Source organism: Paenibacillus sp. 2TAB26 (assembly GCF_052115145.1).
Lineage (GTDB): Bacteria > Bacillota > Bacilli > Paenibacillales > Paenibacillaceae > Pristimantibacillus.
Genome location: NZ_JBFRGC010000059.1, coordinates 1 through 12,505, shown reverse-complemented (window position 1 = coordinate 12,505; position 12,505 = coordinate 1). Strand labels below are relative to the sequence as shown.

The 12,505-nt window shown below is 36.1% G+C and carries 13 protein-coding genes; all 13 read left to right on the top strand.

Annotated features, from left to right (window positions below; translation table 11 throughout):
* A partial coding sequence (locus AB4Z50_RS35510) for a hypothetical protein (RefSeq protein ID WP_441887157.1) occupies positions 1-355 on the top strand: 355 nt, incomplete at its 5' end.
* A 218-nt stretch (positions 356-573) separates the two neighbouring features.
* Positions 574-900: a hypothetical protein gene (locus tag AB4Z50_RS35505; protein WP_441887155.1), complete on the top strand. Its 327-nt coding sequence runs from the start codon at positions 574-576 to the stop codon at positions 898-900.
* Between the two features lie 316 nt (positions 901-1,216).
* Complete coding sequence (locus AB4Z50_RS35500; protein WP_441887153.1) at positions 1,217-1,402, top strand: hypothetical protein; 186 nt, start codon at positions 1,217-1,219, stop codon at positions 1,400-1,402.
* A 973-nt stretch (positions 1,403-2,375) separates the two neighbouring features.
* Positions 2,376-4,517 carry a DEAD/DEAH box helicase gene (locus AB4Z50_RS35495; protein WP_441887151.1) on the top strand — a complete coding sequence of 714 codons (2,142 nt, stop codon included), beginning with the start codon at positions 2,376-2,378 and terminating at the stop codon, positions 4,515-4,517.
* Between the two features lie 2 nt (positions 4,518-4,519).
* Positions 4,520-5,260 carry a DUF2290 domain-containing protein gene (locus AB4Z50_RS35490; RefSeq protein ID WP_441887149.1) on the top strand — a complete coding sequence of 247 codons (741 nt, stop codon included), beginning with the start codon at positions 4,520-4,522 and terminating at the stop codon, positions 5,258-5,260.
* A 188-nt stretch (positions 5,261-5,448) separates the two neighbouring features.
* The gene (locus tag AB4Z50_RS35485; RefSeq protein ID WP_441887147.1) at positions 5,449-6,126 is read left to right on the top strand and encodes a helix-turn-helix domain-containing protein; all 678 of its coding nucleotides are present in this window, start codon (positions 5,449-5,451) and stop codon (positions 6,124-6,126) included.
* Positions 6,084-7,004, top strand: a complete 921-nt coding sequence (locus tag AB4Z50_RS35480) for an IS3 family transposase (protein ID WP_441887159.1) — start codon at positions 6,084-6,086, stop codon at positions 7,002-7,004. The genes AB4Z50_RS35485 and AB4Z50_RS35480 overlap by 43 nt, the downstream gene beginning before the upstream one ends.
* Positions 7,005-7,789: 785 nt before the next feature.
* Entirely contained in the window at positions 7,790-8,890 is a 1,101-nt protein-coding gene (locus AB4Z50_RS35475) for a hypothetical protein (protein ID WP_441887145.1), read from the top strand.
* 766 nt (positions 8,891-9,656) lie between these two features.
* Complete coding sequence (locus AB4Z50_RS35470; RefSeq protein WP_076271328.1) at positions 9,657-9,893, top strand: hypothetical protein; 237 nt, start codon at positions 9,657-9,659, stop codon at positions 9,891-9,893.
* A gap of 276 nt (positions 9,894-10,169) precedes the next feature.
* A complete protein-coding gene (locus AB4Z50_RS35465) occupies positions 10,170-10,523 on the top strand; it encodes a hypothetical protein (RefSeq protein WP_441887143.1) in 354 nt (117 codons plus the stop codon).
* 114 nt (positions 10,524-10,637) lie between these two features.
* Complete coding sequence (locus AB4Z50_RS35460) at positions 10,638-11,036, top strand: hypothetical protein (RefSeq protein WP_441887141.1); 399 nt, start codon at positions 10,638-10,640, stop codon at positions 11,034-11,036.
* 104 nt (positions 11,037-11,140) lie between these two features.
* A complete protein-coding gene (locus tag AB4Z50_RS35455; protein WP_441887139.1) occupies positions 11,141-11,371 on the top strand; it encodes a hypothetical protein in 231 nt (76 codons plus the stop codon).
* 404 nt (positions 11,372-11,775) lie between these two features.
* Positions 11,776-12,171, top strand: coding sequence for a hypothetical protein (locus AB4Z50_RS35450; RefSeq protein ID WP_441887137.1), 396 nt, complete (start codon positions 11,776-11,778; stop codon positions 12,169-12,171).
* Positions 12,172-12,505: the final 334 nt, after the last annotated feature.

Genomic DNA, 12,505 nt, shown 5'->3' with positions numbered 1-12,505 from the left:
AATATATTCAGAATATCATTACAAAGATAAACGTGTTGATTTAGCGGTTGTGGCAATTGAAGAGCATGATTTAGATGAGACTCCAGTAGCGATATTTGAGTTTAAATATAAGAGTCAAGCTTCAGACAATCCTTTTCTTAATGATGTCGAAAAAATATTAGGCTATATAAATAACGAGAATAATTGTTTGTTTTACTTAGGTTTTATTCAAAATGCTGAGTTTGCTGCTTTAGACAATAATTTTTCTTGGTTGAACGAAATACAAACTAAGTTAGGAACTAAACGATTAATTGAAATGAGTGGAGGATTGTTCAGACCAAATGAAGATCCTATATGGAGTTTTAAGCAACATTGACTACTTTGAATAAAATGACGATTTCACTTGAAAGCTGATTAATCAGACTAATGGAAAGAATTTTTAAGTCTATTGAATCAAACCATAACTAAAAAGTTGTGGTTTGATTCAATAGACTTGAGGCAGAGGAGTATTAATTTACAATTATAGTGCCTATACATGGTGTAATTAGTCTTTATATTTACGTGGGTTGTATGCTCTTCTATTTTACAGACCAATTGGATATTAAAAACCTGAGTTATTCTGAAGGAATAATGGTATTAATTGCAGTAATGTTAATTCCACTTTGTTTGTATATGTTTTATTTTGAGATGCTAATAAGATATATGATTCTAAAAGATCAGAAAAAGCAACTCTATAAAATGATCATTCCTTCAGCGAGTGAACAAGAAGAGTTAAAGAATAAGGGGCTAATCATTTTGTATAGTTATGACGCAAATCAAAATGTTTTATGCGAAGAGGGTGAGTTAAACACTGAGAAAGTTAGGTATGTATATAACAGAGAGCATGAAATGTTCTATCGTTATGAAAAAGTTGAATTATAGTTATTCGAAATTGATTCATTTTTCAATTTAGATTAAAGATCTGCATTCATTGTAGGTTAAGGACGCTGCAAGCTAGTTCGCCGTTATAGAAAATTCGTCGAAGAAGCCAATAGGCGTCCATCGTACTGAGTTGCTGCAGATTGTGGATGGAGGCTCGCGGGCGGTGTACTTTCTGGTTCGGCGCCACGCTTGCGGTTGCAGTTAGGTAGACAGCTAGTGTCTAACATCTGACCTACTAGTGTAGATGCTGATTGTATTTTTATTTGCTCTCGAAGAATAATTAATAATCTAAAAAAGACTAAAGGTTGGTGATAAAATGTCAAACAAAGATGAATTAATTTACAATATTCTTAGCAGTGTTTCAGATGCTCTGTTGAATATTAAATACAATCTTGATGATTTGAATCAAATGAACGGGAAAGGAAATAATAATTATTTACAGATGAAAGTGAATGGTATTAAAAAAAATGTACTTGAGCTTGAGAAAACACTAAAATTATAATCGCAATTTTATATTGAGTGCTATCAGCTCGGAAGACATTATTCTTAGGATACGCACTGGCAGCGATGAGGTCAGGGGTTCGATCCCCCTAGGCTCCACCATACTTAAAATGATGAAAACCCTTGCGGAGCAAGGGTATAATAATGGTTATCGAGTATTAAGATTTTATTTATATTTAGTACGAGTCTATTTTATAAATAAAGAGACTAGGATGTGAAAATTGTGTTGCTTTATATTAGTTACTTAGCGCTTGTTGATTGAAAAATCCAGTAACTACAAGGATTTGAGGTACTATTCGTCGAATTCATATGTAAAGTACAGTTGTAATACGATGAAAAACCGTGTAGATGGAGGATGACGATCATGTACCCATCTTACGCTCATGAAGAAAACCAGTTGTTGCTTCCGAGCGAGTTTTTTTGCCTTTTGGCAGTAGTCTGAATCCGGACAATCGCTTGATCATGCTTAATGATCCCGTAGGCACGGGGGGATTAGCAGTATGTGAAATCCTTCATGAAATCGTTCTGCTGCCCAAAGAAGATCTCGGTTTGGAAGGCGCTCGGAGCTTTGATCATCTAGTAAAGAATGTGACAGTCCGAAAATGATAAGATCGTTGGGAATCCGTATCTTCAGTTCTTCCTCGGCTTGACGGACTATCAGGAACGGCCGCTATATCCTCACTCATGGCTCATTTCCGCTTGTGCCTAGGTGAGAAGGAAATCACATAGATGGCTATAGAAGCAATAGGCTGAAAAACAACGGGTTGATGACGACGGTGCCAAGTCCTCTTCACCTGTCGCTCGGGGCGGTAATCTCAAGCGCTCGGAGCCGGAGACGATAATTGAAGTGTTGCATGTTTGTAAACACATTTCATATTGTTTTGTGTATCAATGTTTAATGAGATGTATATAATTAATAAAGAGTGAATTATAATTGAAATGACTGATACGGAGTATAATTTGGAGGGGACAAAATGCTTCATATTGTAAATGGAGAGAAAAGAAACGCAGCCGCCATCGGCTCTTTTCAAAATCTTATAGGAAGGTTAAATGAAAAATATTATGGAACAGTTTATTATGGCTTTGCGTTATCAGAAATTGATAATACAAAAGTTATAATAGATGCATTAATTGTTACGAAAGAAAAAGGTGTCCTAGCAATAAACTTTTCATCGACTACTCCAGAAGAAGATATTAATAACGTAGACAGAATGTATGTTCTTCTAAGATCATTGTTAGAAAAAAACTCTCGGTTGAGAAAAAGAAGAGAGTTGGCTGTTTCAATTAAAGTCATAAATTATGTCCCTACAATTGACGCCATACCAGCTGATTATGCCGACGACTATGTATCTGAACAAAACTTTTTGGACTATTATGAAAATGAGATAGAAGGATTCGAAGAACATTATTTTGAGGCTCTAAATGAGGCATTAGACAAAGTTGTATCAGCAAAGCCAAAAAAACCAAGGAAATCAATAAAAAGTGCAAGCTCACTTGGTGCTAAAATTAAAGAAATAGAACTAGCGGTTGCTAATATGGATATGTGGCAAAGAACTGCAGCCTATGAAATTCCTGACAGGCCACAGAGAATTAGGGGATTAGCTGGCTCGGGTAAAACAGTAGTTCTGGCACTAAAAGCAGCATATCTGCACTTTATGGACCCAGATGCAGATATAGTTGTTACCTTTTATAGTCGAACTTTGTATCAACAATTTAGAAGTTTAATAAAGGAGTTTTATCAACAGTATAGTCAAGGTCACATTGACTTTAATAAGGTTCATGTACTACATGCTTGGGGAACTCTATCTGAACCTGGACTATATTCTAAAGTGGCAGAAAAAATAGGAGCAGATATATACACCTATAAACAAGCAGTAAGTGTATTTGGTGATCAAAATGCGTTTTCCGGCATTTGTGGCGAAATATTAAAAAGCTTAGAATTGAATAATATAGATAATCTCCCCTTATATGATTACGTTCTGATTGATGAAGCACAAGATTTCCCACCATCTTTTTTTCAGCTTACATATAAGTTATTTAAATCACCACAAAAAAAAATAGTATATGCATATGATGAGTTGCAAACGTTAAATAAAAGCTCCATGCCTTCATTAGAAGAAATGTTTGGAGTTGGTGAAAATAAGACACCATTAGTTGACATTAGTAATAGTGATGATTTGTCTAAACCAAGAACTGATATAATTTTACCAATTTGTTATAGAAACAGTAAATGGGCTTTGACTATTGCGCATGCCTTGGGGTTTGGTGTTTATCGTGATGAACTTCAACCGCTCGTTCAGTTCTTTCAAGATTTAGATGTCTGGAAAGAAATTGGTTATGAAAAGATAGACGGTGATTTGGAGTTTAATCACTATGTTAAACTGAGAAGACAACCAAAGGCTACTCCAGCATATTTTGATCGATTGCTTACTCCACAAGATGCTGTATTTGTGCCAAATGCTTTTAATAGTAAAGTTGAGGAGTATATGTGGGTAGCACAACAGATCAAGAAGAACATTACGGAAGATGAATTAGACCCAGACGATATATTGGTAATATTTCCGGAATCATTAAATTCATATAAAAACTATGACCACTTTTCTTCTTACCTACAAATGGCTGGGATTAGCAGTATAATGCCTGGAAAGAATGTGGATAGAGATACATTTACAGTACAAGGGAGTATTACGTGTACGCATATTTATAGGGCTAAAGGTAACGAAAGACCTATGGTTTATTTAGTGGATGCTGAGTATGGAGCTAGAAGTGTAGATCTTATAAGTGTACGTAATACATTATTTACTGCAATAACACGTTCGCGGGCATGGGTGAGAATAACTGGTACAGGTGTTGGAATGGACCAGATTAAAGATGAAATTGAAAAATGCGTACAAAGCGATTACAGCTTAGAGATTAATATTCCTACTAGAAAAGAAATTGAATCGATTAACTTGTTGAACAGAGACACGAGTCAAGAAGACAAAAAGAAAATCAGTAGTGCAGAAAAAGCAACAGGTGATTTAATAGAAATGATTCGCAAGGGATTAGTGTCTATCGATTCAATTCCTCAGCTTAGAGATTTAGCAAATCTTTTAGACAAAAAAGATGAGGAATGAAAATGAGTAATGAGCCCATTGATTATCTGTACCAGCAGTTCAATACTATAAGAGATATGTATCGAGATACTTTAATAATGGAATATATACAGCCAGAAAAAATAGAAAAACACACCAAAAATATTTTCACATATCAAAATCAAGTTCCCACAGGTGATAAGCGTAGTCCGATGAGTGCAAAATATTTTAATAGTTGTACACAATACTTGGCTATGTTTAAAAGAAGATCGTATCATTTTTTATTCTCTGATTGCTCTATCGGCAGATTTCATTATGAATTTGATGTTAATTCCAAATTATCATCTTATAATTTAGTGTGGTTTCCCTGTCCCTTTTCGGATGGCTTTCTTGAAGAAGTAAATGTTAGCGAACTACATCTTTTTGAATTCTTAGATAGTATAGAAGAGATGGATAGTTTTAAATATACGGATTTTTCCTTTCGTACTCCAATTAGAATAGACTATGATGCTAATTATGAGGGCAGTAAAGCTGATTTTCATCCTATATCTCATATTCATTTTCAACATACAAATACTCGTGCCAAGAACAATGGTTTATTTTGTTTGTATAAATTTTTCAATTTTATTATTGAGAATTGCTACCCGGAATATAATTATAAATTCCATGAAGAAGATAATAGTATTACAGAAGAGATGAAGAATAATTCTGCACATTGGTTGAGGGTGAAAAATTCTGTTAATGTTGGATTGGGGAGTAAAATTTATACTAGCTATTCATTTTAAATGCTACATTTTCTTTGCATTTTATTGGTTTGGTGCAATACTAGATTTAAGAAGTAATGGAAAAAAGTTTAAAGAAAAACAATGTATTCAATTTTGATTACATACAGGCTGTCGAGAAAGTGATATGCTCCCCAAATAGTAGACAGGTGAAATAATAAAAAACCTGTTGCTATGAGGGGAGCATTTTCATGTCTAAAGTTAAATATTCCGCATCAGAGAAACTTACCATAATCGGAGAGATCGAAAGTGGTGAACTTGGCTCTATGGCCGCTGCGTATAAATATGGCTTATCAAAAACAACATTGGCGAAATGGCAACGGAGGTATAAAGTCTATGGTTTGGGAGGGTTAGAAATTCAGACGTTAAACCGCAGCTATACCGCAGAACTTAAGCTGCAGGCGGTGTTGGATTACCTTAAGGGGGAAATATCCCAATACGATATCATTGATAAATACAAGATTGCGAGTAGAACACAGCTATCGAACTGGGTAAAGAAGTATAATAGTCATAGCAGCTTAAAAGCCTATAGAGGGGTAGCAAAGGCTTTGACGAAAGGACGTTCTACGACATGGAAAGAACGGATAGAGATTGTTCAGTATTGTCTAACAAATAACGATGACTATGGGAAGACTGCGGAGCAACATCAGGTTTCCTACCAACAGGTATATCAGTGGATGAAGAAATACCAAGACGGAGGACAAGATGCGCTGCAGGATGGACGTGGACGTAAAAAGACCGAAGAAGAGTTAACTGATACAGACCGCCAAAAGCTTACCATGAAGAAGATGCAGGCTGAAAATGAACGCCTACGCGCAGAAATTGCATTCCTAAAAAAGTTAGAGGAACTCGAAAGAAGGCGACGCTAAGTCGAGTACGTCAAGAAAACATCTATCTTGCCATTCAAGCTGTACAGCAAGATGGGCAGTTCAGCATTAAGATACTGTGTGAAATTGCAGAGATTCCACGATCCAGCTATTACAAATGGTTGAACCACAAGCCTAGCGTACGTGAACTAGAAAACCAAAAACTCACAAAAGCGATGATCTCTCTGCATGAGAAAGTAGGCGGTATCTACGGGTACCGTCGATTAACCCTTCACTTATGCAAAGAAACGGAGCAGCAGATTCACCACAAGCGCATCCAGCGCCTCATGCAGCTGCAAGGCATTCAGTCAGTGATCCGCCGTAGAAAGCGTAAGAGATATGCAACATCAACGCCTCAGCACGTGGCTGAGAACTTGTTAAACCGCGAATTCGCTGCGACAAAGCCGAATGAAAAATGGGTAACAGATATAACGGAATTTAAGTATGGTCAAAGTCAAAAGGCGTATTTAAGTGCCATCTTAGACCTATATGACAATACCGTTGTATCCCATGTATTCGGGCACTCGAACAACAACAGCCTCGTGTTTCAAACCGTCAAAAAGGCGATAAAGGCAGCACCAAGGAGTAGACCGATGCTGCATAGTGACCGAGGCTTTCAATACACTTCTCAACGGTTCAAAAAGTTATTTGGAAAAAAATTAACCCATAGCATGTCTCGCGTAGGGAGATGCATTGATAACAGTCCCATAGAATCCTTCTGGGGAACCCTGAAGTGCGAAAAATATTATTTGCATACATACCGAACTTTTGATGAGCTTGAACGGGACAATGAAGCCTACATTCACTTTTACAATTACGAACGATTACAGGCGAAACTAAACGGCCTCAGTCCAATGGAGTTTAGGACTAATGCCGTTTAACAGTTTTTATTTTTTGTAATGTCTACTTGACGGGGTGCAGTTCAAAGTCTCGGCAGCCTTTCTTATTTCTATATTTTTTCTCGCGTCACCGCGTTAATTCTGTGTAACATTAGTAATTACTCTAAAACGCTAGGTGTCGTACCTGCTTCGTTCGAATTGAGATAAACAACAAAGAATCTAGATTTTGGGTTTTATTGAATGAGTGGTACAAAACTCATTAGGAGGCGTTGTGAGTACGATTTGGGATTCCCTTTTTAACCCCATTGTAAATTGGAGGTACAAACTTTATTGTAAACGTTTAGTTAGCGAACTTTACTCAGGCACCAACTATAATGAAACTTGTAAAATAGGCATAAAACTTAATAGACAAATCATTATTTAAAGTAACTRAACCAAACGGGAAAAGGAGTACGGAAATCGAGCAAATCAAAGTGAAATTTATATCTGTTCGAACTGCATTAATCAAAATAGAGAGCCGCTGCTGAATGCTGATGGTAAGCCTTACTGTTCAAATTGTTTAGGTAAGACCGCGAAAGTGGCCATCATGAAAGGTAGGAGAGTCTGTTCTCATAGGAAGCGTAGAAGGTAACTCAAGCAATGAAATGAAGTGGGGTAATCAGTAGCTTGCTCTACTTAATTTGTATTCAAAAGGAGGATGATTTTCATCTATCACAATTAGAAGAATTGAAATACAAATACTTGCTTCTATTTCATAGGACGGTTATCAATATTAGAATATGATGGAGTTAATAAGCATATAACATCTTATTTAGGAGCGAATTGACATGAAAGGTTTGTATTATCACCCAGATCGAATTCTTGATGAAAGCACTACTATTATTGATCAAGACAGATATGCAGCTATTACGATGTTTTTGGATTTAGTTGAGACCATAACTCCTGAAGTGGCTGAAGATCTCCAACAGTTACATGATACATATGTCCTAGCGGATCTTTGTTACGTGAAGCAATACTCAGAAAGGCGATTATGGCCATCATCCTGGGAAATTGTAAAAAAATCGGATCACGATTATTGTCCAGAATATATTCCACTTAAAGAAGCTATTTTGGATTGGGCTAGTAAATTCAATCTATTAGGGAATCACGAATTTTATCATTCTTTGGGGCTTACGTCTCTCTCTTTTTATTATGATGATTGCAAAGATTTAAATCGAAAAGGAAGAATGAAAGAATATAGAGCGATTGCTAAACAATATAACGTTCCACTGGAAGCAGTTCGTCAGTCTGAGCGGTTTAGTAAGAGTTGGCCCCATCAAGAAAAACTTGTTTTAGCGGAGAATGTATTTCAAGAGGACGAATCCGATACGATAGAACTCAGTCGAAGTATTGGTAATGATGAGAATCTCCATAGTCTATTCTTTGAACAAACTTTTCCGTTCATATTTTCTCCAGATAGTTTAACTTCGTTCTTTAAAAAAGATGAAAATGTTGATGTTTTTATGTTTGAAACAATGAAGACTCACTATGAATTAATGCTCTGTATTTATGATAGTAAGAAAGAGGAAGCGATTAAAGAAGGGATTCCTCTTGAATTACCCCAATTTAGTGGACTTGCTTGGGATCCGCGAAACGAAACCTGGAAAAATTTTGAGCAATCAATGGATCAAGCATATGCCGAATATAAGCAACTGTATCGAGAGCGAGCGGAGAGTTTTCTCAAAGATAGAGGCTATGTGAAAGAGAAAGAAAAGAGAAATTTGGATCACTTTAAATGGCTTGTTCATTATTTGGTTCAAAAGTGGACTCTTCGTGAGATAGCCGATAAGTACAGTGGATCTGAATTTATACTAAGTGAAGATACTATATTTCACGGTTTAAAAAGTGCAGCTAGAATGGTCTTGATAGACTTGAAACAACGAAAATAATTTTGTTTCTAATGGCGATAAAAAGAGCCAGAATTAGACTATTCAAGGAAACAAACTTCAGATTTATTTTCTACTTAAGGCTATCAAGCCCTTCGAATCCTAAAGCACGCTGTTGCACCATAAAATTACTGTCTGCCCTTTGGTCCGAGTGATGGTATATTGTGACGGGTTAGTGTAAATTGTTAAGTATTATTGGCACCAAAGTAACTGAAATGGAACAATTGAAAGCTGCTGGCATAAATCTCTAGACGCTGGAGCATACGTTGAATCCGCTGGTCCACCAAAGCACGGCGCCGACAATCACGGTGAAATCTTTCTGTTTGATGTTGGAAGCCGATAATTGTTAGAAACACTCTAACATTGGAGTACAGTTTATAGCCGATACGTTTTAAAGAGTGCTAGGTTGTATCTTCAAACTACAAAACGACGACCTAGACAGGGTCTACTTTTCACAGGAGAAGACGATACAAAACCCGAAATAATCAATGTAATCGATAATTCTTTTAAGAGTAAAACCTACAGGTTCAGGACAGGACTCTCCACTCCTATCTATACTTTTGCACTCTTATTGAGTGCGAGCCACCCTTACAGGTGGCTATTTTTTATTGCTCATTAAGTGACCAATCTGCTAAAGGTTACGGTATAAGGATCCATCTGGTTGAACCATAATACGAACGGGCAGGTTAGCATGGTGCTTGGTGGGTTACATGATTTTCGTAAATGTGGTAGAATATTCCATGTAAACCGAATTGAAAGGGGACTTGGAATGAGCACAAACAAGATCCATGAAACCCAGCCCGAAAAGGAACATTTGCACAGTAACTATAATTATTTAGATGAGAACCTTCGCTCTATTCAAAGTATTGAGGGTGGAGGACCAATGAAAAAAATAGATTTAAATTCAATGCCGCGTCCTCTAAAGATCTTCGGCTACTTTGTATTTTCAATTTTAGTGTTAATGGGTGCGGTAGCAGTCTTGATTAGTTTTATTCGTTATATTTAACAACATCACCACGCTGCTCAACTAACGGAGAAGGTTAGGCAATAGCACACAACGATGAGCAGGCACTGCGGTAGCCTGCTCGTTTTATTAATCTAACGGGCAGTTATGCGAAACAAAATAAAATTCGTCTTCGTAATTAGAAGGAAGTATGCTGAGTACAGCGACTCTTATAACTCTATCCAGGAGGAATTTCTCATATTCCAAAAAATCAGAAACCTATTCAAGACTCGACGACTTAAACACCAATTAAAATTACTCAAACCAATACATGTCATTTTGCATGAAAATAAAGAAGTCTTTGAAGATCATTGGCAAGCAAGAACAGAAGCTTATGAATCGCTACCAGAAGAAGATATTCAAAGTATTTTAGTCTATACTCAAAAGAAACTAAATGAAATATCAAATTATTTGAATACCATTAAGTTCAATAAACAGTCAAAGGATGTTTTATTCTTCTTTACGGACTATGTAGATCATTTATTGAAATATCACAAAAATAAATTTGATATGAGGTATCACCTACAATACATGTATTTATATAGTGAATTATTATTAGGATCGCAAAGGTATATAGCGATTAAGAATAATTTAAGAGAGATTGAAGGGGGTTCGAGGAAGACGATTCATTAAGCTAACGGGAAGGATAGTTCAATCACTTCGCGAATATTCATGTATGGATTTTTATAAAGTTTATAAAAAGACTTTTAAATAAAATTCCCTAATTTGCTGTAAAGGCGGAATAATATGAATAAAGATATTCAAATTTTAATGGATAACTATGAGCTTAAAGAGGGAACATTTATCTACGCTTTAGTTGAAAAATCATCTTTCAATGAAGCATATTTTTGGAATTATTATAATGCGCAGATTGAAATTAATAAGCAGACATTAAATAAGTCATTGGACAGGGAATTAACTAAAATTGTCCACTGGATACATAAACGAATTATTGTTCTATTACTTTGTCATTTTATTGAAACAGATATATATTCAATATCTAACTTGCCAAAAGAAAAATTAACACATTTTACTGAACGATTAGACTTTATGATTGAAGGATACTTTGGCAACTTTGTAATGAGTGAAAAACAATTTGGTGACGATATCAAGAATCCTAAATACCCAGAGTTATATTACATTTGATTTTCACGCTTAGTCGGCATGATTTTTTAAGCTAACGGGAAACGTTAGTTCAAAGCTTATGGGTTCTCGCTCGGGGATGGAATCATCATTTAGGAGGGAGATAAGTGTCAGATCGGATAATTATGAGTATAATTTTTTTGATTGTATTTGGTGGTTTTGGTCTGCTAAACATTCTTTATACTGAGTTTATGATTTCAACAACATCAAGTTTCAAAAATCAAAAGAGAACAACAAAAGCAATGATAAAACGATTTAAAATAAGCGGATATGTCACTGTAATTTTTGCGATAATTATGGTAATAGTTACGTGGATGGGAGGACTTAAGGGAATATAGAACATAGGCAGAAATCATTCGAGTGACTAATATAGTGTCCATCCACGTCGTTTTGGGAGAGATTGGGATTGAACTAACGGGAAACGATAGTTGAACAAACATGGAGTAGTTTGCTGCGGCAGCTGCTCCATTTTTTCATTACGCTAACGGGCAGTTTAGCGTGGAATTGACCAAATTGAAAACATGAAAATAGAACACCTGAAAGTTACACTTTTTGGATAAAAGTAAATGAAATATAATGTCCTAGGAACCTCCTAAGAGAAGCAAATGCTGAAGTAAGGAGATAGCGTGCTTTAAGAGAGCTTATTTGAAGGAAATCTTCTTCGGAGTTGTTTTGCTTGTGTACTCCTTCTTCAGCATACGAAGCAAAACATAATCTTAGTGATAGTGGGATGGTGCATTATATGGCGGATAGAAAAGAAGAACGAAAAAGAACCTACCGTGCTTTGGCTATAGTCCTCTGTAGCATTACCATACCTATTGCAATTTTGTACTACGGATATTTCCAAATTGTTTATGCAGAAAAAGTAATTCTCACTCAAAACTCCCCTAACAAAAAAAATCAAGTTGAAATTAGGGTTCGAGGACAGAATGCTTTTTTTTCGAATGCACCGATACGAATACACTATGGAAAAATTGGACATCTACGAACTTATATCGAAGAAAGAATTAACAATGATGGCAAGACTCTTATTGCCGAAAATTTCGAGTTTACTTGGATAACAGAAGACGTCGTTTCAATTATTCTTAAAGGGGAAGAGCAAAAAGATAAGACATTAGAAATTACTTTTCCTAATTGATTTAGACGGGATAAGAAATTCTGCATTTTTTCAAAAATAATCAGAAAATCGATTAAGCTCCCTTGGTACGATATGATTTTCTCACGAATTCTTCTTATTCGCAGGATTTCGCCCGGATAGTAAGGGGGGAAGACATGAAGGGAATACCCTGTTAGACTTCGGTAACATGAAGACGCACGGGAATAGAGGAGGGATATCACCGTCCTATATACTTCCATTTACTGCACGCATTCTCCACGCCACCCTTGGAGGTTTTCACTCCCATGTCTTAACGGGTCTATGCCCTCTCATTCCTTCGTTACGCCTATCCAAGGGGTGGAGGCCGGTCTTGCTA

Coding starts and splice junctions, on each gene's coding strand:
- AB4Z50_RS35500 (WP_441887153.1), top strand. CDS start 1,217: ATGTCAAACAAAGATGAATTAATTTACAATATTCTTAGCAGTGTTTCA.
- AB4Z50_RS35495 (WP_441887151.1), top strand. CDS start 2,376: ATGCTTCATATTGTAAATGGAGAGAAAAGAAACGCAGCCGCCATCGGC.
- AB4Z50_RS35490 (WP_441887149.1), top strand. CDS start 4,520: ATGAGTAATGAGCCCATTGATTATCTGTACCAGCAGTTCAATACTATA.
- AB4Z50_RS35485 (WP_441887147.1), top strand. CDS start 5,449: ATGTCTAAAGTTAAATATTCCGCATCAGAGAAACTTACCATAATCGGA.
- AB4Z50_RS35475 (WP_441887145.1), top strand. CDS start 7,790: ATGAAAGGTTTGTATTATCACCCAGATCGAATTCTTGATGAAAGCACT.
- AB4Z50_RS35470 (WP_076271328.1), top strand. CDS start 9,657: ATGAGCACAAACAAGATCCATGAAACCCAGCCCGAAAAGGAACATTTG.
- AB4Z50_RS35460 (WP_441887141.1), top strand. CDS start 10,638: ATGAATAAAGATATTCAAATTTTAATGGATAACTATGAGCTTAAAGAG.
- AB4Z50_RS35450 (WP_441887137.1), top strand. CDS start 11,776: ATGGCGGATAGAAAAGAAGAACGAAAAAGAACCTACCGTGCTTTGGCT.